We start from the raw sequence: 22605 nt of genomic DNA, 5'->3' as shown, positions 1-22605 counted from the left end.
GTTAGCACGCGGCGGCGCGAAAGGGGAGCCTCGCCGCGCACGCCCGGCCGCGCCGCCTGCCTACGCCGGGCGCGACAGCACGGCCCACAGGTTGTCGTCTGTCGGCAGCCGGTCCCGCAGCCGGATGCTGACGCGGTAGCCGTGCCTCTCGGCCATCGCCCGCAGGCTGTCCGGCGTGAAATAGTTCACGTGGTCCGGGAAGCGGAAGCCGCACCACCGAGCGCCGCGCAACCTCCGATTCCAGGAAGCGTAGTTCGGCACCTTCACCACGGCGATGCCGCCGGGGCGCAGCGCCCGGAACAGGCTGTCCAGCACCCCGCCGGGATCCGGCTCGTGCTCGAGGTAGGAGCGCAGGATCGCCGCGTCGAAGAAGCCCTCGCCGAACTGCCGGAGCCCCTCCGCGCAGGGGGCGCAGACCGCGTGGCCGCCGTGCTGCCGGAACAGCGAGTCGGCGTCCCGGGTCAGGGCCGGGGAGATGTCGATGCCGTAGAGGCGATAGCCGGGCGCCGCGGCCGCCAGGTAGCTGCCGTTGCCGCAGCCGAGGTCGACGACCCGGCCTTCCCGCATGTGCCGCCGCACGTCCTGCATCGGGTTGCGCCGTCCGAACAGCCGCGTCCGGACCCGGGTCCATTCGTCGAGCCGGCTGAGCACTGGCGACACGCGCTTGCGCCGAGCCGCCTCGGCGGCGTAGCTCGCCGACCACTCGAACGTCGTCGCGACCTCGGCGAAGTCCGGGACCTCCGGCATGTAGACGAAGTCGCAGCCGACGCACTGGACGGCGCGCCAGCCATCCCGTCCGAACGGCAGGTCACGGTGCTCCGGATGCTCGCAATGGGGACAGGTCCTGAGAACGACCGACGACGGCACCCGCAACGATGCGGGTCCTGAACGCTGAAACATCAAAATCTTCCGCCCCCGACGCCGTCGTTGGGCGCCGAAGGGCAGGTATGATTGAGATGAATGAAATCAAGCGCGCTGGCGCAGAAAGATCATCTCATTCAATAAACAGATCAGGTTTGTCTATTCTATTCCACGAGATTGCAGCGTGGATCAGCTCATCCCGCCGAGATGGTCGGCGACGGTGAAGATGTCCTTGTCGCCGCGGCCGCAGAGGTTGACCACCATGAGGTGATCCTTCGGCTTCTTCGGCGCGAGGTCGAGCACCTTGGCAATGGCGTGCGCCGGCTCGAGCGCGGGGATGATGCCCTCGAGCTTGGACAGCAACTGGAAGGCGGCCAGCGCCTCCTTGTCCGTGGCGGAGAGATAGGTGACGCGCCCCACGTCGCGTAGCCACGCGTGCTCCGGCCCGATGCCCGGATAGTCGAGGCCGGCGGAGATGGAATGGCCCTCGGTGATCTGACCGTCGCCGTCCATCAGCAGGTAGGTGCGGTTGCCGTGCAGCACGCCGGGGCGCCCGCCCGTCAGCGAGGCGGCGTGCTCGCCGGTCTCGATGCCGTGGCCGGCGGCCTCCACCCCGAAGATCTCCACGTCCTTGTCGTCGAGGAAGGGGTGGAACAGCCCGATGGCGTTGGACCCGCCGCCGATGCAGGCAATCAGCGAGTCGGGCAGGCGCCCCTCGCGCTCCATCATCTGCTCCCGCGTCTCGCGGCCGATCACCGACTGGAAGTCGCGCACCATGGCAGGGTACGGATGCGGCCCCGCGGCGGTTCCGATGCAGTAGAACGTCGTCTCGACGTTGGTCACCCAGTCGCGCAGCGCCTCGTTCATCGCGTCCTTGAGGGTACGCGAGCCGGACTGCACCGGCACGACCTCGGCGCCCAGCATCTTCATGCGGAACACGTTCGGCTTCTGCCGCTCCACATCGACGGCGCCCATGTAGACGATGCACTGCAGGCCGAAGCGCGCGCACAGCGTGGCGGTGGCGACGCCGTGCTGGCCGGCGCCGGTCTCGGCGATGATCCGCTTCTTGCCCATGCGCCGGGCGAGCAGGATCTGGCCGAGCACGTTGTTCACCTTGTGCGCGCCCGTGTGGTTCAGTTCGTCGCGCTTCAGGTAGATCTTGGCGCCGCCGCAGTGCTCGGTGAGGCGCTCGGCGTAGTAGAGCGGGCTCGGCCGGCCGACGTAATGCGCGAGGTAGTCCCCCATCTCGCGGTGGAAGGCAGGGTCCGCCTTGGCCTGCGCGTAGGCCTCCTCCAGCGACAGGATCAGCGGCATCAGCGTTTCCGCCACGAAGCGACCGCCGAACAGGCCGAAGTGCCCGGTCTCGTCGGGGCCGGTGCGGAAAGAGTTGGGGGTCTGGATGGTCACGTCACGATCCTCGGGAAGCGGTGGGAGGCGCCGCCGCGGCGGCCTCGGCCGCGGCGCGGGCGGCGGCCACGAAGTCTGCGATGCGGACCGGGTCCTTCTCGCCCGGAGCCCGCTCGACGCCGGACGACACGTCCACGCCGGGCGCCCCGGTGATGGTCACGGCCTTGCGCACGTTGCCGGTGTCGAGGCCCCCGGAGAGCATGTAGGGCTTGCCGATGTCCAGCCCCGCCAGCAGCGTCCAGTCGAACGGGACGCCGTTGCCTCCCGGCAGGGCTGCACCGGCCGGCGGCTTGGCGTCGAAGAGAATGCGGTCGGCGACGAAGCGGTAGGCATCCTGCCGGTCGATGTCGGCGCGCGTCGACACGCCGATCGCCTTCATGACAGGGAGCCCATACCGGGCGCGGATGTCAGCAACCCGCCGCGGCTCCTCCTCGCCGTGCAGTTGCAGCAGGTCCGGCTGCAGCGCCTCGACGATGGCGTCGAGTTCGCCGTCCGTCGCGTCCACGGTCAGGGCCACCTTGGAGGCCCTGTCGCCGATGTGCTTGTTCAGCAGGATGGCGTCCGCGTAGGACACGTGCCGCGGCGACTTCGGGAAGAACACGAAGCCAAGCATGTCCGCACCGGCGCCGATGGCGGCGTCGATGGTGTCGGGCGTGCGCAATCCGCAGACTTTCACCAGGAACGGCATGCGCCGTCTTTGCACTTTTGGCCCTGTCCTGTCCATGCCGATGCGGCCCTCGGCCGCGCCGGCCGGCTCAGGAGAGGCGGTTCCAGACCAGGATCGCGGCCGCAAGGTCCTCGATCGCGGTGCCGACGGACTTGAACAGCGTGATCTCGCCCGGCGCACTCCGGCCGGGATGGGCGCCGCGGGCGAGGTCGAACAGATCCGCCTTCACATCCTCGCGCGTGATCAGCCCCGCGGCGAGCGGCAAGGCGAGGTCGCCGCCCTCCTTCAGGGCGCCCGCCCGCGTGTCGCAGAACAGCGTGGCGCGGCGGATGCAGTCGTCGTCGGTCTCCCGCATCGACGGCTTGAAGGCGCCGACGCAGTCGACATGAGCACCGGGCTTCAGCCAGGCGCCCTTCACCAGCGGCTCGACCGAGAGCGTGGCGCAGGACACGACGTCGGCCTCCCGGATGGCGGCCTCGAGGTCGGTCACCGCCCGCACGGGCAGGCCCTCCGTGGCCAGGTCCCGGGCCATCGCTGTGGCCCTTTCGGCCCTGTGGTTCCAGAGCGCGATGTCGGTCAGGGGCCGTTCGGCCGCGTGGGCGCGGATGAGGAAGGGCGCCAGCGCGCCGGCGCCGACCATGACCATCCGCGACGAATCCGGCCGGGAGAGGAAGCGCGCCGCCAGCGCCGAGGCCGCGGCCGTGCGCCAGACGGTGAGGCGCGAGCCGTCCATGACGGCGAGCGGTGCGCCGCTCGCGCCATCGTTCAGGAGGTAGCTGCCCATCACGCTGGGCAGGCCCCGGGACGCGTTCTCCCGGTAGATCGACACGATCTTGGTCCCGACATAGGCCGGCGACACGCTGGCCCCGGTCCAGGCCGGCATCAGCAGCAGCGTGGCCTCGTCGCCGTGCCGCTCGATCTCGTGGTGGTGGCGCACCGGCACCACGATGTCGCTGCGGAAGGCCTCCCCGAGTGCGTCGGCGAGACCGCGCGGATCGAGCAGGCGGTCGATGTCCGCTGCCGGGATCACTTTCATGGAACGGGTCTCCAGCCGCGGCCGCGCGGCGATGTCTCAGCGAAGGGTCGAGGGGGCGGGCAGCGCCGTGGGCGCACCGTCCGTCTTGATGCGCGCCAGTTCCTCGCGATGGCGCGCCGCCTCGCGGGCATGGCTGCGCGCAGCGCGCCGGTGGCGCCCCTGGGCCAGCCAGACCGCGGACCCGCCGAGGATGACCCCGATCGCGACGGCCGCGAAGATCACCACGAACAGCGGCACCGTGACCGACTGTCCGAACCCCGACCACTCCAGCGGATCGAAGGTGACGTGCACCGGCTCGCGGTTGATCACCGCGAAAAGCGTGATCGCCGCGGCCAGCGGGACCAGCACCAGCGCCTTGAGAAAACCCTTCATGACTTCCCCCGATCGGCGTCAGGCCGCCGCGGACTCCTGCGTCTTGTTGAGCCGGATCCTCATTTCCTTGCCGGCCTTGAAGACCGGCACGACCTTCTCGGCCACGGGCACGTGCTCGCCGGTGCGGGGGTTCCGGCCGATGCGTGCGTCGCGCTTCTTCACGGAAAAGGCGCCGAAGCCGCGGATCTCGACCCGGTCTCCGCGGGCCAGCGCCTGGGTGATCTCGTCGAGGATCGCGTTCACGACGTTCTCCGCGTCGCGGAGATAGAGCTCGGGGTAGTGCTCGGCAATCTTCTGCACGAGTTCGGACTTGATCATCGCCTGCCCCTGGAGGTGTCTCTTATCGAATTGATTTCAATGAGGAATTGCGATCAAGGCTGCCAGAGGGCCAGAAGCCCGTCAAGCGCCGGCTGCTCGCCGCTGCGCGCGGCGGCGTGAAAGACGCGCGTCAGCGCGTCGAAGCCCGCGATGTCGCTGATCCACGCGGCCGAGCTCCACAGGCCGAAGTCGCGGTTCGAACGGCGCTTCCATTCGCGCACGGGCAGGTCCTTGTCGACGCCGCGTGCCTTCTCCAGCCACGCGATCGCCTGCTTCTCGCTGCCGATCTCGTCGACCAGCCGCAGGTCGAGGCCCTGCATCCCCGTGAACACGCGGCCGTCCGACACCTGGTCCAGCGGCGCGCCGCTGAGCTGGCGCCTGTCGCCCACGATGCGCTTGAACCAGGCGAAGTTGCTGGCGACGAGCGAGCGCACCGCGGCCTCGGCCTCCGGCGTCGTCGGTTCGAACGGGCTCGGTGCGGCCTTGAGCGGCGCGGACTTCACCGTCTCCATCTTCACGCCCACGGTGTCGAGCAGGCGCGTGACGTTCGGGTACTGGAACAGCACGCCCACGGAGCCGACGAGCGAGGTCTCCTGTGCCACGATCCGGTCGGTGCCCATCGCGGCGAGGTAGCCGCCCGAGGCGGCGAGGCTGCGCACCACGGCGACGGTGGGCTTGCTGGAGGAGAGGTCGCGCAGCGCGTTGAAGAGGAGCTCCGAGCCTGTCACGGTCCCGCCGGGGCTGTCGATCTGCACGATCACGGCCTTCGCGCGGCTCTTGCCGACATCCTTGATCAGGTCGAGCGTCCGCTGGTCGCCCGTGATGACGCCGGAGATCTCGATGCGGGCGATGTGGTTCTGCGCGGCGCCGAAACCGCCCTCGCCGCGTCCTGCCACCGCCAGCCCGGCGCCGAGAATCGCGACCAGCGCCACGAGGAAGGCCATCCCCCTCCAGAAGCCGACCTTGCGGGACATCCGCCTGCGATCGACGAGGTAGTCGCTCTCTGCGCTCATGCCGCCGGTTCTCCACCGCCCGCGCCGGACGCGGACCGCCCATCCCTAGCCCCGACACGGCCGCAGGGCAACCGAGGGACCGGCCGGAGCGCGACAGTGGCGGTCGCATCGGGCGTTGCGCCGGGCCGGGCGACCGGCTAGTCGTCCGCCGACGGTACGGTGGCGGGGGGCCCGCCGCGCCTCAGGGACCAAGCCGGAGCCGGAACCCTCGTGGAGCCATCAGACGCGATCCTCGCGCGCTTCCTCGCGTTGCACCCCAAGCTCATCGACCTGTCGCTCGGCCGCCTCGAGCGCCTGCTCCACGCGCTGGGCGACCCGCACCGCGCGGTCCCGCCGGTCATCCACGTGGCCGGCACCAACGGCAAGGGGTCGACCATCGCCTTCATGCGGGCGATCCTCGAGGCTGCCGGCCTCTCGGTCCACGTCTATACGTCGCCGCACCTCGTTCGCTTCCACGAGCGCATCCGGCTCGGCGCGCCGGGCGGTGGACGCCTCGTCGGCGAGGCGGCGCTGGTCGACGCCTTCCGGCGCTGCGAGGCGGCGAACGAGGGGGCGCCGATCACGGTGTTCGAGATCACGACCGCGGCGGCGTTCCTGCTCTACGCGGAGAACCCGGCGCACGTGCTCCTGCTGGAGGTGGGGCTCGGCGGCCGCTTCGACGCCACCAACGTCATCGAGAAGCCGATGGCGGCCGTGGTGACGCCCATCGGCATGGACCACTCCGAGTATCTCGGCGACACGGTGGGCAAGATCGCCGGCGAGAAGGCCGGCATCTTCAAGCGCGGCGCGCCGAGCGTGATTGCCCTGCAGGATTATCCGGAAGCACAGGCCGTGCTGGAGCGGGAGGCGGCCCGCACCGGCGGCGCTGTGTATGTCGGCGGGCAGGACTTCCACGTCCACGAGGAGAACGGCCGCCTCGTCTTCCAGGACGAGGACGGGCTCATGGACCTGCCCCTTCCGCGCTTGCCGGGCCGCCACCAGATCGTCAACGCCGGCACGGCCATCGCGGCCCTGCGCGCGGCGGGGTTCGGCCGTCTGTCGCCGCGCGCCTACGAGGACGGGCTCGCCCATGCCGAGTGGCCGGCGAGGCTGCAGCGCCTGTCGCGCGGACGGCTGCCCGGCCTGCTGCCGGCGGATGCGGAACTGTGGCTCGACGGTGGCCACAATCCGGACGGCGGCAAGGTCCTCGCAGCCGCCATGGCCGACTTCGAGGAGCGCAACCCGCGGCCCCTCGTGATGGTGGTCGGCATGCTGGGAACGAAGGATTCCGCCGGCTTCCTCAATCCGTTCGGCGGGTTGGCGCAGCACGTCTTCACGGTGCCCATGCCGAGCCAGACGGCGGCCCGCTCCGCACCCGAGGTCGCGGCCTTCGCTGCCTCGGCCGGCCTTTCGGCGACGCCGTGCGACAGCATCGAGGGCGCCCTTGCCGGCATAGCGGCCCGGGATTGGCCAGTGGCTCCCCGGGTGCTGATCTGCGGCTCGCTGTATCTCGCCGGCGAGGTTCTCGCCGCCAATGGCACGCCGCCGTCCTGAGCAGAGTCGCCAAAGACAAAAGGGCCGGTCTCCCTGCGGAAACCGGCCCTTCGAATGAACGCGCGGCTGGCTCAGACCGCTGAGGAAATCCAGCGCGACAGGTCGCCCTTCGGCTTCGCGCCGACCATCTGCGACGCCAGCTTGCCGTCCTTGAACAGCATCAGCGTCGGGATCGAGCGGATGCCGAACTGGCCGGCGGTGCCGGGATTCTCGTCGACGTTCAGCTTGACGATCTTCACCTTGCCTTCGAGCTCCTTGGAGATCTCCTCGAGAGCGGGGGCGATCATGCGGCAGGGGCCGCACCACTCCGCCCAGAAGTCGACCACCACGGGAAGGTTCGAGTCGAGGACGTCAGACTTGAAGCTGGCGTCCGTCACTTTGGCGGTCATGGTGAACCTCTTTCGGTCGTCGGGGCCGGATTCGGCCGGTCCCGCGCAAGCTATGAACCGGCCCCGACAGCGTCAAGGGAGCGTCACGCAGCGGTGATGCGCGCCAGCGCGGCATCGAGCCGGTCCTCCGGCACCGTCATCACCACCGGCCCGCTGGTCCACACCAGCAGGCAGCGCACCGGTCGTCCGGGCACCACGCGGCTCACCAGCGCCCTGTAGACCGCGAGCTGCCCCACATACTGCTCCGGGATGTCGCCGGGCGAGGCCGGCGGCCGCGCCGTCGTCTTGTAGTCGGCGACGATCACTTCGGTCGGGGTGATGGCAAGCCGGTCGACCTGGCCCCAGACGGGGCGGTCCTTGCCGTCGGATCCCGTGAGCCGCCCCGCGAGGGCCGCCTCTGCCCGGCTGCCCGGGCCGAACAGCGGCGCCAGCGAGGGCTCGCCCAGCAAGGCGAGCGCCTGGTCGACGAGGTGGGATCGCCGCTCCGCCGTCAGGTCTGCGCCACGCGCGGCGGCGAGAGCTGTCGCCGCTGCGCGCCAGCCGTCGCGCGGCACGCCCGGCAACACCTCGAGAATGCGGTGGACGAGAATGCCGGCGGCCCGGGCGTCGCGCAGGAACGGGGTGTCTGCGGCCCGCGGCGGGCTGTCGGCCGCCGCCAGCGCCTTCGATGGCCGGATCGGCCCGACGGTCTCGGCCTCGGCGGGCGCTGCCACGTCCAGCCAGGCAGGCCGGAGAGGTGCAGGGGCGGGCGTCGCAATGCCGACCGGCGCGGCGGCCGGGCTCGGCCGCGGCTGGTAGCGCAGCACGTCGCCCCGGCCGTCCTCGGCGGGGACCGTCTCGCAAAGCGGGGCCAACTGCCGGTGCACCATGTCGTACCAGCAGTCCTCCGCGCGTCCCTTCGACGTCTCGAAGCCGGCGACGATCAGCCGGTCCTTCGCGCGCGTAAGCCCCACATACAGCAACCGGTGATACTCTTCGCGAATGCGAGCCGCCTCTTCCTCGCGCGCCGTCCGCACGGCCGCGGGATCGACCTTGGCCCCGCGCGACCACACGGGCAGGCCGGCCTCGCCGCCCATTCGCAGGATCCGCGCGTCGTTCTGCGGCACGGTGCAGGTGTCGGCGAGGAACACGACGGGGGCCTCGAGCCCCTTGGCGCCGTGTACCGTCATCACGCGCACCTCGTCGCGGCCGTCCTCCATGTCGCGGCGAATGGTGATGTCGGCGCCGTCGACGGCGTCGAGGAAGAGTGGCAGCGACGGTGTCCTGCGCTGCTCGTGGTCGAGCGCCAGCCGCAGGAACTCGTCGACCGCGTCGCCCGCCTCCGAGCCCAGCCGTGACAGCATGCCGAGGCGGCCGCGACCGGGGCCGAGCACGCGGGCATAGAACTGGAACGGACCCGCCTCGCGGGCGAGCGTCCGAAAGCGCTGCAGGTCCGCCTGGATGGTCGCCCACGGCTGCTCCCCCGCCTCCGCGCGGGTGGCGATGGCCCGGGCGAGGCTGCCCTCGCGTCCGTGGGCGACGGAGAACAGGGTTTCCTCGTCAACCCCGAACAGCGGCGACTTGAGCACCGTGGCCAGCGTGAGGTCATCCTGCGGCAGGAGCGACGACCGCCCCAGCGCGATCAGGTCGAGGACCGCGATGTGCTCCGTCAGCGCCAGCCGGTCGGCACCCGCCACCGGCACGCCACGGCTCTTCAGGGCGCGGATCACCGCCTCGAAGAAGGGTCCCCGACGGCGCACGAGGATCAGCACGTCGCCGGGGCGGATGCGGCGCCCTTCGTCGTCGCCGTGCTGGCGCCAGTGGTCGATGAGCGCGGCGATCCGCTCGGCGAGCTGCACCGGCGGGGCCGCCTCTGCCGGCGTGTCCAGCGGCTCGTCCCATGCGCCCCGCTCTTCCGCCGGAGTCGGCGTCACGGTGGGCCACAGGTCGACCCGGCCCACGGCATCGGGGCGGGCGCTCTGGTGCGACGTGCCTCGTTCGCCGGGGTCGGAGGACAGCCCGCGGAAATGACGCTCCTCGGCGAAGACCGCGTCGACGGCGTTCAGGATCTCCGGCGCCGACCGGAAGGAGAGGTTGAGGCTGATCGGATCGAAGCCCCAGCGCGCCGGATCGGCCGCATTCTCGCGCAGTGCGCGGAACCGCCGCTCGAAATGCACCTTCTTCGCCTCGAAGACGCGCGGGTCGGCCCCCTGGAAGGAGAAGATCGACTGCTTGGCGTCGCCCACGGCGAAGACGGTCCGCAAACGTGGGTTGCGGCCATCGCCCGAGACGAACTCCTCCGCGATCCGCGTCAGGATCTCCCATTGCGCGTGGCTGGTGTCCTGCGCCTCGTCGACAAGGATGTGCTCGATGCCCTGGTCGAGCTTGTAGAGCACCCACGCCGCGTCGGAGCGGGCAAGCAGCGCCAGCGTCCGCGATACGAGGTCGTCGAAGTCGAGGACGCCGCGTGCGCTCTTGGCCTGCTCGTAGCGGCGCGCGACCGCCTCCGCGAGGCGGGCCAGCGCGACGCTGCCGGCGAGCGTCGCCGCTGCCCGGCGGCGGTCGACGAGGGCAAGCACGCGCTGCTGCTCCGCTGCGAGCCGTGCCGCGAGGTCGGGCAGCTTCGTCTGGACCGGCTTGCCGACGATCGACTTGCGCGCCTGCTCCTCGGCGGTGAGGAACACCGAGAGATAGGCCTCGGCCCGATCGCTCCCGTTGTTGGCGACGGCGGCACGAAGCCGTTCGGCCTGCTTCGCCTCGTTGGCCGCCGAGAATGCGTCCAGGCTGGCGGCCACGGCCTCCCACTCCGACGGCGGGATGCCGTCCTCGGTGATGGCCCGCTCGATGTCCTCGGGTGTCTCGTCGGGCCCGATGCCCAGCGCCCCGGCAAGACTGGCGTGGTAGGCAGCGATCCCGTCGTCACCCCGCGCATGCTCCCGCAACCAGCTGCGGAGGCCGAGCGCCTGGCTCATCAGTGTCTCGAAGCCGCTCTGGCCGGCGATCTTCTCGACCCGCGAGACGGCCTGCGCCTCCGGGCCGTCCGGATGGGATGCCGCGCGGTCCAGCAGCGCGTGCCGCGCCTCCGCCAGCATCTCGGCCGCCGCGGCATCATCGAGCACCTCGAACGCGGCCGAGACGTTCGCCTCGAACGGGAAGAGATGCAGCAGCCGTTCGCAGAACGCGTGGATGGTCTGGATCTTCAGTCCGCCCGGGGTTTCGACGGCCCGGGCGAAGAGCCGCCGCGCCATGGCGAGACGCGCGGGCGAGGGCGCCTGGCCGTCGAGTTCCAGCAGGGCCTGCGAGAGCCCGGCGTCGGTCATCGTCACCCAGCCGCCCAGGATCTCGAAGACCCGGTTCGCCATGTTGGCGGCCGCGGCCTTGGTGAAGGTCAGCGAGAGGATGGTCGAGGGATCGACGCCGTCGAGGAGCAGCCGCACGACCCGGCGCGAGAGCACGAAGGTCTTGCCGGAGCCGGCGTTGGCCGAGACCCATGCTGACGTCCGCGGGTCGGAGGCGCGCCGCTGCCGGTCGCGCGTCTCCGGGGGCACGAAGAGTCGACCGGTGCTCATGCCTCGCCCCCCGCGTCGTCGTCCTCCAGCCCGGCAAGCGACCATTCCCGCACGCGGGCGAGGTGGTCGTAGGCTCCGGGCTGCTTCATGAACTTCACGTGCGGCCGCGACAGGAACGCGCGCTCGCCGGCGATGAACGCGCGCAACATCCCGGCGAGTTCCTCCAGGTGCTCTGCGGCGAGCGCGTCCGGGTCGAGGCCCTCCCTGTCCTTGACGGGGCGCTCCTCCAGCGGCTCGCCCGTGGCGCCGAGGCGGACGTAGAGCAGTTCGGCGACGCTGCCGCCGGGAGGGATGCCCGGGAAGGCCCCTGCCCTGGCCATCGCGGCCTCCAGCGTCAGCTGTGGCGCGAACCCGACCTTCACCTCCTTCGCCGAGGGCGGCCGTCCGGTCTTGAAGTCGACGATGGCGTAGCGGTTCTCGATGACCTCGATCCGGTCCGCGCGGCCCGTCAGCGTGAAGCCCGCCTCGTCGCCGTCGATGGGGATGTCCATGCGGCCGGAAATCTCGGGCTCGACGGTCCGGCCGTCGGCGCGCCGCCGCAGCTCCCAGCCAGCGACGGCCTCCGCGATGCGAAGGAAGCGAGGCCACCAGAAGGCGGCCACGTCGGGGCGGCCGGCAAGCTCGGGCGCAGCCGCGAAGGCCGCGTGCCCGATCTCGGTGAGCCGCGCGAGCGGGTCGGCCGGCATCCCCGTCTTCGCTTCCTTGGCGAAGGTGCCCAGGATGTCGTGGATGAGGGTACCGCGGACGGCGGCGTCGGGCGGCTGGCCGATGGGGTCGAGCGGGTCGAGAGACAGCACGTGCCGCGCGTAGATCGCATAGGGATCGCGCACCAGCGTCTCGATCTCGGTGACGCTGAGCCGCCGAGGGATGGCGTCCCGCGGGGGCTTCGGCGCCGGGCGCCGGGCGGACCGCGGCGGTCCTGCGGCATCGAGAAGGCGCGCGAGGTCGAGCAGCCGCCGGCCCCGCGTCAGCACCCCCGACCAGACGGCCTCGCCCGCGACCGCCTGCATGCGCTGCAGGAATCGCGACGGAACAGTCGGGTCGCCGCCGCGCTTGGCCGCCCGCGTGATGACGGATTCGGGAGCACCGAGCGCCTGGACGAGATCGTGTGCGGTCTGGCCGATCCGCCGCTCGGGCGACGGAAGGCCGAGCCGATACCGCATCGGCCGGTTGAGGAAGGCGTCCCCCCGCGCCTCCGGCGGCCATGTCTTCTCGTCGAGGCCGCCGAGGACCACCAGGTCCGTCGGCAGGAGGCGCGCCTCGAGCAGGCCGAGGATGCGAAGCCGCGGATGGCCTTGCCCCGCAGCCTTCACCTGATGTCCGGCCATGAGCCGGTGGAAGAAGGCCGGATAGTCCGCAAAGGCGCCCGTCAGGGACGCGCCCGGCTGATCCCGCGCGGAGTCGAAGAGGGCCGCGAGCGCTTCGCCCGCGGGTCCGTCGAAGGCGCCGCCCTGCTCTCCTGGCGCAGGTGCGGCGACAGCGGCCAGCGCCTGCTCATGCGCGGCGGCGAGCCGGAGCAGGTCGCAGGCTCCGCGGTGGTCCTCGTGCCGGAAGCCGGCGAAGGCCGCGCCCAGCGCATCGATCAGGCTCGCGGCAGCGTCCCAGTCCCACGGGCCGAGCCGTCGCACCGGCCGCGCCACCCGGCGGTGTCCCGCTGCGGTCCGGGCTCCCCGAAGGGCCTGCTGCAGGGCCGTGAGCCCGGACGGCAGCGCGGTGCCGCGCAGGACCCCGATCTCGACGGCGATCCTGCCGCGGCGCAGGGTGGCAGTCGGCAGGCCGAGGCGGCAGCCGGGATGGGCGAGCAGCGCAAGCAGCGGCCCGGCCTCGAAGTCCGAGGCCGCAGCCTCCGCCACCAGCCGTGCGAGCGCGCCCGCGGTCGACCGGTCGAGCGCCTGCCCGGCGGAGTCCTCCACGGCCAGGCCCCAGCGCTGCAACTCGGCGGACACTCTCTCCGCGAGCGACCGGTCCGGCGTGACGAGCGCCGCCGTCCTGTCTGGCGTCTCGAGCGCCTCGCGCATGGCGACGGCGATGGCCAGGGCCTCCTCGCGGTCGTCGGCGGCCTCGACCACGGACACTCCCGCGAGCCCGGCTTCCACGTCATCGCCGGTGAGACGTTCGCCCCGTGTCTGCCATAGATGGGTCGTTTCCGCCGGCCGCAGGGCCTCGGACAGGAAAAGATCGCGAGCCCGGAGAGAGGCCGGTGGCGCGCCGAGCGGTTCGACGTCGGTCCGCTCGATCCCTATCGTCCCGAGCAGGCGGGCCAGCATCGCCTGCGGGTGTCCCGGATGCCCTGGCGCCGATTCCCCGTCGCCGGGCAGGATGGCGGTGAAGCTGGCGTCATCGAGATGCAGGTCGAGCCCCGGCAACACCACGGCCCCGCGCGGCAGGCGCGCAATGGCGGCCAGCAGGGCTGCCGTCGCCGGCATCGATCCCGTCGATCCGGCCGCGATGATCGGACCTTCGGGCCGGCTGCGGGCGAGGCGCGCCGCCTCCTCCGCCAGCAACCGGTGCCGGCGCAGGGCAGCGTCCATCACGCCGGCCTCGGCGCACATGTCCGGCCACTGACGCGCCGCGATCTCGAGGAAGCTGCGGGAGATGTCCCAGTAGCGGCTGTAGTCGCCGGGGACGAGCGCGCCGATGTCGTCGACGGTCTTGCCGTGGATGGCCAGTGTATCGATCAGCGCGCCCAACTCGCCCGCCAGCGCCACGGCATCCGCCGGGGTGGCGGACACCAGCAACTGCTCCTCCGCGTCGAGGCGCAGCAGGGCCCTGTCCACGCTGCGCGCCCATGCCAGCACGAGTTGCGCCAGCGCCAGCCTGCGCGCCGTTGGGCTCGCCTCGGGCGGCAGCGCGGGGCCCGCGCCCCCCTCCTCGCCGACGGCGAGGCCACCCGCGTCAAGCAGTTGTGCGTCCTCTGCCTCGTCGACGTCGCCCAGCGGCAGGATCCGGGGCAGCAGCAGCGCGTCGCCACCCGCGCGCTCGGCCAGCACGGCGGCGAAGGCCCGCGCACTGCGACGGTTCGGCAGCAGCACGGTGCCCGAGGACAGCGAGAGCGGATCGGTGGCGTCCGGCCAGCCGGGGACGAGGCGGCCGGAGAGAAGGGCGTCAGCCAGCGTGGCGAGGAAGGGGGCCCCCGGGGGGATCGTCAGGACGCGCGGGCGGTCAGCGGACACTCTGGACGATCTTCGCTTCGGCCAATGCGATGGCGTCGGGCGTCCCCACGTGCAGCCACTGGCCGTCGAGGCGCAGTCCGTAAAGCCGGCCGGCCGCCTGCGCGCGGTCGAACAGGAGGTTCAGAGAGAACACGTCCGGCGTGTCGGCGAAGAGTTCCGGCTTGATGATGATGACGCCGGCATAGACGAAGGGCACCACCTGACGCTCCGCGCGCCGTGTCAGCCGGCCGGCCGGGTCCATCAGGTAGTCGCCGATGCCCTCGTAGCCGCTGGCCGTCGATGCGGCCGCCACCAGCATCAGCAGGTCCATGCGCTCGGGGTCGAACGCCTCCCGCATGCGCACCAGGTTCGGCCTCGGACCGTCGATCCAGAAGCTGTCGGAGTTGAGCACGAAGAACGGCTTGGTCCCGAGCAGCGGCAGCGCCTTCTTCACGCCGCCGCCGTTGTCCAGCAGGCGGTCCCGCTCGTCCGAGATCAGCACCTTCGGCCTGGCACGCGCCGCCATGTGCGTCTCGACCTGGTCTGCCAGGTAGTGGACGTTCACCACCACGGTCTCGATCCCGGCCTCGGCCAGCGGATCGAGGATGTGATCGATGAGGGGCTGCCCGGCGACGGGGATCAGCGGCTTGGGCGTCGTCAGCGTCAGCGGGCGCATGCGCATGCCCAGTCCTGCGGCGAGGACCATGGCGGTGTTGGAGACGGGGCTCGCAGGCATGCGCGGCAACGGGTTCGGCTCGACCGGGTCGGATCAGGCCGTGGCGAACAGCGACGGCGTCACCGTCTCATACCAGACCTTCAGGTCCGACAGAACGGGATGGGCCAGGTCGCGCGCGAGATAGCGTTGGATACGCGGCAGGTGGCGCAGGTACTGGGGCTTGCCGTCGCGGCGGTCCAGCCGCGCGAAGATGCCGAGAATCTTCGTCGCCCGCTGCGCACCGAGGATGGCATAGGCCTTGGCGAAGCCGCCCATGTCGAAGGCGGGATCGGCCGCCTTGCGCTGCCGCGCGTAGTGCCCGAGCAGCTTGAGCTCCAGGTCCTCCGGCACGTCGATGCGCGCGTCCTGCAGCAGGGACACGAGGTCGTAGGCGGGGTGGCCGAGCACCGCGTCCTGGAAGTCGATCAGGCCGACGCGGTGGAAGCCCTCGCGCTCCGGGAGCCAGATCAGGTTGGGGGAATGGTAGTCGCGCAGCACCCAGGTCGCCGGCGACGCGATCACCGGCTCCAGCGCCGCCTTCCAGAGGCTGACGAAGGTCGCCCGTGACGAGCCGGACGGCGAGTGCCCCACGATGTGCGGCATGTACCAGTCGAGCAGGAGCTCGACCTCGATGGTCATGGCATCGAGGTCGTAGGGCGGGATCGTGTGCTCCTGCCCCGCCGCCACGGGGAGCACGGTCGGCAGCGTCTTGCCGTGCAGGTCGGCGAGCACCGAAGCCGCCTCGGCATAGCGCTCGGGGATGGGGCCGTCCGGGCCGACAGCCGGCTCGTCGCCCAGATCCTCGGTCAGGAGCAGGCCCGTCTCGAGATCCATCGCGTAGATCTCGGGCGCACTCAGGCCCTCCGCGCGCAGGCCGTTGTCGAGGGCGACGAAGGCGTGGACGCTCTCCGCCAGCCGCGCGATGGCGCTATAGGGCTTGCCCATGCGCACCGGCGGTCCGTCGGGCCGGCGCGGCATGATCATGAGGATCGCCGAGCGGTCCCCGAGGGTGAGGCGCTCGTAGGCCCGCGTCGAGGCGTCGCCGAGCAGGAACTGGCGCCTGGCCTCGCCCCAGCCGGCGCCCTCCAGCAGCGCGTCGATGGCGCGCGCCCGCTCCAGCCGCGTCGCCCACGCGCCGTATCCGGTCAGAACCGCGATGCGCGAGGTGCCGCCGCCGGGCCCGATGCGGAGGCTGACGTCGAGCCGCTCCGCCTCGACTAGGAAGCCCGCCTTCTCCGGCCACTCGACGAGCACGAGGGACCCCTCGGCGGCCTCCTCCCAGCCCAGTTCCGCGAGGTCGTCGACGCTGGAGATGCGGTAGAGGTCGGCGTGGACGACCGGGAAACGCGCGGTGTCGTAGGTCTGGACGAGCGTGAAGGTCGGGCTCGGCACCTCCAGCGTCGGGTCGTCCGAAAGCAGGCGCACGAGGGCGCGCGCGAACGCGGTCTTTCCCGAGCCGAGGTCGCCGGACAGCGTCACGAGGTCGCCCGCGGCGAGGGCGGGGGCGATGCGGCGGGCAAGGCGGGTCGTCGCGGCCTCGTCCGGCAGCGCGACGAGCCACTGGGCGGAGGGCAGGCGCCCCGGTACGGGTCCCGCTCCGAGGGAGGATTCGGCCATGGCGGTCGATCCGTTCATTCGGCGGCCACTCGCTCGGTTGCACCGTCCGCAGGGAAGATGCAGGTGACGACGGTCCCGCGGCCGGGCGAGGAGTCGATCGCCACCCGGCCGCCATGAAGCTCCACGAACGACCGGACGATGCTGAGCCCCAGCCCGACACCACGGTGGCTCGTGCCCTTGGTGTGGCTCTCGAACCGGTCGAAGACGCGGTCGATCAGGTCGGCGGGGATGCCCCGGCCCTGGTCGCTCACCCGGAACACGACCTCGCCCTCGCGCCGCTCGGCGTTCACGGTCACGGTCTGACCCTTGCGCGAGAACCCGACGGCGTTCGACAGCAGGTTGAACAGCACCTGCCGCAGGCGCTTGGCGTCGGCGGTCATGGTGCCGATGGATGCCGGCACGTCGATGACGAGGGTGAGTTCCGCCTCGGCGATGCGGTCCTGCACGCCTTCCACCGCCGCGCGGATCGTCTCGCGGATGTCGACCGGGCCCAGCGCCAGCTCGATTTCGCCGGTGTCGATGGTGGCGAGGTCGAGGATGTCGTCGATGATGGCCATCAGCGCCGCCGACGAGCGCATGATGTGGCCGGCATACTCCTTCTGCCGCTCGTTCAGCGGGCCGACCGTGCCGTCGGCAAGGAGCTGCGTGAAGCCGATCACGTTGGTCAGCGGCGAGCGAAGCTCGTAGGACACGTGGTGGACGAAGCTCTCGCGCAGCTCGCCGGCCTTCAGCAGGGCGTCGTTGCGCTCGGTGAGCGCCCGCTCGACGTTCACCGTCGCGGTGCTGTCGGAGAAGGTGAGCAGCGTGGCGCCGTCCGGCAGCGGCGCGCCCGCGCAGTCGAGCACCGAGCCGTCGCGGCGCTCCATGCGCAGCGCCAGGCTCTTGCGGGCGTAGTCGAGGCCCGTGACGGCACCGCGCACGACCGACCACGCCGCGGGGTCGTCGTGCAGGCGGGCGGCGGCGGTCAGGACGGTCTCGATGTGCGGCCGGTCCTTCAGCAGGGCGTCGGACAGCGACCACATCTGCGCGAAGGCGGGGTTGAACAGGGTCAGGCGGCCGTCCGAGCCGAACACTGCGACACCTTCCTTCAGCGCCGCGAGCGTCTCGCCCTGCACGCGCAGAACGGCATTGAAGCGCGTCTCGAGGTGGAAGCGTTCGGTGACGTCGTCGAAGAGGTAGGTCAGCCCCCCATCCGGGTTCGGGTTGGTGACGACGCGCAGGGTGCGGCCGCCGGGGAGGTACCACGGGGTCGTGATCGGCTCGAACGACTGGTAGGCCTCCAGCACGCCTTTCTTCCACGCCTTGTAGTCGGCCTGCTCGGGCAGCTTCCGCTCGTTGCGCAGGCGGTCGAGGATTTCGCCGTCCACCGGGCCGGACTCGAGGAAGGCGGCGTCGAGCTGCCACAACTCCCGATAGGCTGCATTGCTGAACTTCAGCCGCTTGTTGGCGTCGAAGATGGCGACGGCGGTCGGCAGCTGGTCCAGCGTCACGGCGTGGCTGTCGCGCAGGCGCTTGATCTCGGTGCGGACGGCTTCCACCTCCGACACGTCGAAGCCGATGCCGACGGAGCCCGTCTCGGCATTCGACTCGTAGACGTCGAGCATGCGGCGTTCGCCGGCGACGACCGCCGCGACGCGCCCCTTGTAGGCGCCGACACGCGTGCGTTGGCGCTGCGCCTCGTCCCGCACGGCCCTGTCGAGGAGCTCCGTGCCCCTCGCCACCACGTCGCTTCCGCCGTGGGCCTCCACGGCGCGCGCATAGGCACCGTTCACCCAGGTGAGACGCCCTTCCGCGTCGCGCAGCCAGACCGGCTGGCTGATCGAGTCGAGCATCGTCGTGAGCGACTGGAGCCGGCCCGTCGCCGCGGCGAGCTGCTCCCGCGCGTGAAGCAGTTCGAGGCGGTCGCCCGACACTTCCCGGATGCGCAGCACGGCCCGTCCGACGACCGGGCGGCCTTCTGTCTCGAGGATGCGCCCGCCGACGCTCTTCAGCGTCATGCGGAAGGCTTCGCCGCGCTGCTTGAGCCGCTCCACGGCGGCTTCAAGCGCCTGCGCCTCCGCGGCGGGAAGCCAGCTGCCGAAGCCCAGGACCCGGCGGGGGGTGAGGCCCTCGGCCACGATGGAGAGGTCGCCCTCGATCTCCGGCTCTCCGCTGCGGCCGCCCCATGCCACGATCACCTGCGGCTCGGCGGCGAGCAGCACGTCGGCGCGGTCGTTGCGGGCCCTGAGGTCGGCATTCTCGGCTGTCAGCCGCGCGTCACGCTCCGACCAGCGGCGCCTCTGGCTGATGTGGATCAGGGCCGTGGTGGTGGAGAAGATGACGAGGCCCATGAAGACGGCGAGCCCGACGGCCCCGTGGGGATCGACGCGGGCCGGCAGCTGGGTCAGGACGTCGAGGAAGGACGCCGCTCCGGCTGCGGAGGCGACCAGCGTTCCCCCCGCCAATGCGGTGGATGCTGCGAGAAGACGGGCAAGGCGCGGGCGGCCGGAGGCGGCGCTTCCGCAGGGACGCACCCCACGGTCCCGTTCCTCATCCCCGGCTCCGACGGCCATCCTGTGCGGTCTCCCTGCTCGCGCGCAACCGGCCCGTCGCGAGGGACGGCAGAGGCCGGCCATGGCCGAATCACCTGCACTCTAGACTCGCCCAGACTCCGCCCGGAAGTGGTTAACGGCGGGTTGAAAATGCCACCGGTTGCCCCGGGACTCGAAAAGCCCGGAGTGTTGCCCCGCTGCCATATCGGCGGGTGACGGAGAGGGGTCAGCGACCCTTGCAGAGCTGGTCGACGGCGCTCTGGAAGTCGAGCGCCTGGCTGTCCATCTGGGCCGAGAGGACCCGCCGCTCGGTGTCCGTCTTGCAGCGGCGATACGTCGCGGCGGACTTCTTGAACACCGCGATCTGGTCGCGCCAGACCTTGCAAAGCTGGTCCTTTGGCGCGTTGGCTGCGCCGGACAGCGCCTGTTCCGCCTGCCGCAGGTCCGATTGCGTGACGATCAGGTCGCGCTGGCACTCGGGCGTTGGCACGGTGCCCGCCGCGGCGGGAAACGCGCCCGGGAACGGGGCGATGACGCCGGCGAGGCCGGCCGAAAGAAGGAGAATGCGCAGTCCTGCCATCGGCCGCCCCCAGTGCCCCGGCGACGGCTCAGCCGAGGTTGAGTTCCTTGAAGAAGTCGTTGCCCTTGTCGTCGACGACGATGAAGGCGGGGAAGTCCTCGACCTCGATCCGCCAGATCGCCTCCATGCCGAGCTCAGGGTACTCCAGCACCTCGACCTTGCGGATGCAATCCTGCGCGAGGCGCGCCGCCGGGCCGCCGATCGAGCCCAGGTAGAAGCCGCCGTGCTTCGCGCAGGCGTCCCGCACCTCCTTCGACCGGTTGCCCTTCGCCAGCATCACCATCGAGCCGCCGGCAGCCTGGAACTGGTCGACGTAGCTGTCCATGCGGCCCGCCGTCGTCGGCCCGAACGAGCCCGACGCGTAGCCCGTCGGCGTCTTGGCGGGTCCTGCGTAGTAGACGGGGTGGTTGCGGAAGTAGTCGGGCATCGGCTCGCCGCGATCGAGCCGCTCGCGGATCTTCGCGTGGGCGAGGTCGCGCGCCACGATCATCGGCCCGCTGAGCGAGAGCCGGGTCCGGATCGGGTAGGCCGAGAGCGTGCGCAGGATCTCCGGCATCGGCCGGGTCAGGTCGATGCGCACGACGTCGCCGCCCAGCGCCGCCTCGTCGACCTCCGGCATGAACCGCGCCGGGTTGGTCTCCAGCTGCTCCAGGAAGACGCCGTCGGCCGTGATCTTGCCGAGCGCCTGCCGGTCCGCGGAGCACGACACGCCGAGCCCGATCGGCAGCGAGGCGCCATGGCGGGGAAGGCGGATCACCCTGACGTCGTGGCAGAAGTACTTCCCGCCGAACTGGGCGCCGACGCCGAGCGCCTGCGTCATGCGGTGCACCTCCGCCTCCATCTCGAGGTCACGGAAGGCGTGCCCGGCCGGCGAACCCTGCGTGGGCAGTCCGTCGAGGTAGCGGGTCGAGGCGAGCTTGACCGTCTTCAGCGTCTGCTCGGCCGAGGTCCCGCCGATGACGATGGCGAGGTGGTAGGGCGGGCAGGCGGCCGTGCCGAGGGTGAGGATCTTCTCCTTCAGGAAGGCCAGCATGCGGTCGCGCGTCAGCAGGGACGGCGTCGCCTGGTAGAGGAACGTCTTGTTGGCCGAGCCGCCGCCCTTGGCGACGAAGAGGAACTTGTAGGCGTCCTCGCCCTCGGCGTAGAGCTCGATCTGCGCCGGTAGATTGTTGCGGGTGTTCGTCTCCTCGAACATCGACAGCGGCGCGAGCTGCGAGTAGCGCAGGTTGCGCTCGAAGTAGGCGTCGCGGACGCCGTCGGCGATCGCGTCCTCGTCGGTGCCGTCGGTCCACACCATGCGGCCCTTCTTGCCCATGACGATGGCCGTGCCGGTGTCCTGGCACATGGGCAGGACGCCGCCGGCGGCGATGTTGGCGTTCTTCAGCAGGTCGTAGGCGACGAAGCGATCGTTCGAGGTGGCCTCCGGGTCCATCAGGATCGAGGCCAGCTGCTGCAGGTGCCCGGGGCGCAGGAGGTGGTTGATGTCGATGAAGGCCTGCCTGGAGAGCGCGCGCAGGGCCTCCGGCTCGACCATGACGACCTGCTTGCCGCGGAACGTGTCCAGCCCGACGCCCGTCACGTCCAGCTTGCGATAGGGCGTGGGGTCCTCGGCGAGGGGGAACAGGGCATTGATCGCGGCGGCGGCCATGGGGCACCTCGGCTCGGGTTCGGCTCGGTCCTGCTTCTAGAGCATGCCGCGAAACGGTGAAAAGCGGCTTTTCTCCGAATGGCATGCGACTCTTGTCTCGTTTCGGGCGCCCCGGGACCGCGGGAGAGATCTGCGGGTGCCATGGCCGGCGAGTTGACACCCGCCTCCACCGTGCGGAGATAGGCGCGAACGAGGATTACCGCCGTTGGCCGAGACGCACACGCTTCCCCATCCCCTGGTCGTCGGCGATATCGGCGGCACGAACGCCCGTTTCGCGTGGGCCGACGCACCGGGTGATCCCGTCCGGATCGTCGCGCGCCTGCGGACGTCCGACTATGCCGGCCCTGCCGAAGCCATCCGGCACGTCGCGGGATCGGTGGGGGCAACGCCGCGGTCGGTCGTTTTGTGTGGTGCCGGTCCGGTCGACGGCCGCCGCTGCCAGCTCACCAACGCCGGCTGGCTCATCGACGGCGCCGCCCTCGCCGCGGAACTCGGATTGTCGGGCGGCCTGCTTCTCAACGACTTCGAGGCCCAGGCGCTGGCCCTGCCGGCCCTGCCGGCCGACAGCCTCCTCACCATCGGTACCGAGCGCCGCGCCGGCCCTGGCCCGCGGCTCGTGCTCGGACCGGGGACCGGGCTGGGCGTCGGCGCCCTGCTCGAGGTGGATGGACGCTTCATTCCGCTGGCGAGCGAGGGCGGCCATGTCGATCTCGCTCCCTTCACGGCGGAGGAGCAGGCCGTGTTCGCGGCGGTCGAACGGGTCGGCGGCCGGCTCGCCGGCGAGGTCGTCCTCTCGGGGCCGGGCCTCGCGCGGCTTCACGCGGCGCGCTGCCGTGTCGCGGGCGTGCCGAACGGGGCCACCGACGGCGCTGCCGTTGTCAACGCCGCCCTGGCCGATCCGCGCTCGGCGGAGGCCGATACGGTCCGCATGTTCCTGACGTTGCTGGCGCGGTTTGCCGGCGACATGGCCATCGCCTTCTGCGCCACGGGAGGGGTCTTCATCGCCGGCGGGATCGTGCCCCGCCTCGTGCCCCTGCTCGACCACGCGGCGTTCCGGGCCACGTTCGAGGCCAAGGAACCGGTTCGCTGGCTGCCGGAGTCGATCGCCACGCGGCTGATCGTGTCCCCGGACGCGGTCCTGCACGGGATGGCGGCCATTGCCGCCGCCCCGGGGCGCTACGCCATCGACTACGCCAGTCGCGGCTGGAAGGCCTGACC

The 22605-nt window shown here is 71.3% G+C and carries 17 protein-coding genes; 2 read left to right on the top strand and 15 right to left on the bottom strand.

Annotation, left to right across the window (positions count from 1 at the left end):
- Positions 1-60: 60 nt before the first annotated feature.
- From ACX9GQ_RS09920 to sppA, 7 genes are all read right to left on the bottom strand, one after another.
- On the bottom strand, positions 61-900 hold the full coding sequence (locus ACX9GQ_RS09920) for a class I SAM-dependent methyltransferase (RefSeq protein ID WP_459629369.1): 840 nt from the start codon (positions 898-900) through the stop codon (positions 61-63).
- Positions 901-1050: 150 nt separating this feature from the next.
- A complete protein-coding gene (gene trpB / locus ACX9GQ_RS09915; protein WP_459629368.1) occupies positions 1051-2268 on the bottom strand; it encodes a tryptophan synthase subunit beta in 1218 nt (405 codons plus the stop codon).
- A gap of 1 nt (position 2269) precedes the next feature.
- A complete protein-coding gene (locus tag ACX9GQ_RS09910; RefSeq protein ID WP_459629367.1) occupies positions 2270-2956 on the bottom strand; it encodes a phosphoribosylanthranilate isomerase in 687 nt (228 codons plus the stop codon).
- A gap of 67 nt (positions 2957-3023) precedes the next feature.
- Positions 3024-3971 carry a bifunctional Delta(1)-pyrroline-2-carboxylate/Delta(1)-piperideine-2-carboxylate reductase gene (gene lhpI / locus ACX9GQ_RS09905; RefSeq protein WP_459629366.1) on the bottom strand — a complete coding sequence of 316 codons (948 nt, stop codon included), beginning with the start codon at positions 3969-3971 and terminating at the stop codon, positions 3024-3026.
- Between the two features lie 36 nt (positions 3972-4007).
- Positions 4008-4343, bottom strand: coding sequence for a lipopolysaccharide assembly protein LapA domain-containing protein (locus tag ACX9GQ_RS09900; protein ID WP_459629365.1), 336 nt, complete (start codon positions 4341-4343; stop codon positions 4008-4010).
- A gap of 18 nt (positions 4344-4361) precedes the next feature.
- Positions 4362-4661: an integration host factor subunit beta gene (locus ACX9GQ_RS09895; RefSeq protein ID WP_459629364.1), complete on the bottom strand. Its 300-nt coding sequence runs from the start codon at positions 4659-4661 to the stop codon at positions 4362-4364.
- A gap of 53 nt (positions 4662-4714) precedes the next feature.
- Entirely contained in the window at positions 4715-5674 is a 960-nt protein-coding gene (sppA, locus tag ACX9GQ_RS09890; protein WP_459629363.1) for a signal peptide peptidase SppA, read from the bottom strand.
- 210 nt (positions 5675-5884) lie between these two features.
- On the opposite strand from sppA, the gene ACX9GQ_RS09885 reads away from it, so the two are divergent.
- The gene (locus tag ACX9GQ_RS09885) at positions 5885-7207 is read left to right on the top strand and encodes a bifunctional folylpolyglutamate synthase/dihydrofolate synthase (protein ID WP_459629362.1); all 1323 of its coding nucleotides are present in this window, start codon (positions 5885-5887) and stop codon (positions 7205-7207) included.
- Positions 7208-7278: 71 nt separating this feature from the next.
- Here the strand turns inward: ACX9GQ_RS09885 and trxA are convergent, their stop codons facing one another.
- From trxA to ACX9GQ_RS09845, 8 genes are all read right to left on the bottom strand, one after another.
- Positions 7279-7596 carry a thioredoxin gene (gene trxA / locus ACX9GQ_RS09880; protein ID WP_459629361.1) on the bottom strand — a complete coding sequence of 106 codons (318 nt, stop codon included), beginning with the start codon at positions 7594-7596 and terminating at the stop codon, positions 7279-7281.
- 83 nt (positions 7597-7679) lie between these two features.
- Complete coding sequence (gene addA, locus ACX9GQ_RS09875; protein WP_459629360.1) at positions 7680-11144, bottom strand: double-strand break repair helicase AddA; 3465 nt, start codon at positions 11142-11144, stop codon at positions 7680-7682.
- Positions 11141-14317 (bottom strand): double-strand break repair protein AddB, encoded by a 3177-nt coding sequence (addB, locus tag ACX9GQ_RS09870; RefSeq protein ID WP_459629359.1) that lies wholly within the window; start codon positions 14315-14317, stop codon positions 11141-11143. Before addB ends, addA begins: the two co-directional genes overlap by 4 nt.
- Positions 14307-15032, bottom strand: coding sequence for a nucleotidyltransferase family protein (locus ACX9GQ_RS09865; RefSeq protein ID WP_459629358.1), 726 nt, complete (start codon positions 15030-15032; stop codon positions 14307-14309). Before ACX9GQ_RS09865 ends, addB begins: the two co-directional genes overlap by 11 nt.
- A gap of 33 nt (positions 15033-15065) precedes the next feature.
- Positions 15066-16628: a tRNA (adenosine(37)-N6)-threonylcarbamoyltransferase complex ATPase subunit type 1 TsaE gene (gene tsaE, locus ACX9GQ_RS09860; protein ID WP_459629357.1), complete on the bottom strand. Its 1563-nt coding sequence runs from the start codon at positions 16626-16628 to the stop codon at positions 15066-15068.
- A 14-nt stretch (positions 16629-16642) separates the two neighbouring features.
- A complete protein-coding gene (locus ACX9GQ_RS09855) occupies positions 16643-19180 on the bottom strand; it encodes a sensor histidine kinase (protein WP_459629356.1) in 2538 nt (845 codons plus the stop codon).
- Between the two features lie 205 nt (positions 19181-19385).
- Positions 19386-19739: a hypothetical protein gene (locus tag ACX9GQ_RS09850; RefSeq protein ID WP_459629355.1), complete on the bottom strand. Its 354-nt coding sequence runs from the start codon at positions 19737-19739 to the stop codon at positions 19386-19388.
- Positions 19740-19767: 28 nt separating this feature from the next.
- Positions 19768-21387 (bottom strand): fumarate hydratase, encoded by a 1620-nt coding sequence (locus ACX9GQ_RS09845; RefSeq protein ID WP_459629354.1) that lies wholly within the window; start codon positions 21385-21387, stop codon positions 19768-19770.
- A gap of 205 nt (positions 21388-21592) precedes the next feature.
- Here ACX9GQ_RS09845 and ACX9GQ_RS09840 point away from each other — a divergent pair, with 205 nt between their 5' ends.
- Entirely contained in the window at positions 21593-22603 is a 1011-nt protein-coding gene (locus tag ACX9GQ_RS09840; protein ID WP_459629353.1) for a glucokinase, read from the top strand.
- Positions 22604-22605: the final 2 nt, after the last annotated feature.

Source organism: Alsobacter sp. R-9 (genome assembly GCF_054612375.1).
Note: the sequence above shows the minus strand (reverse complement) of the source record. Positions and strands in the feature narration are given on the sequence as shown.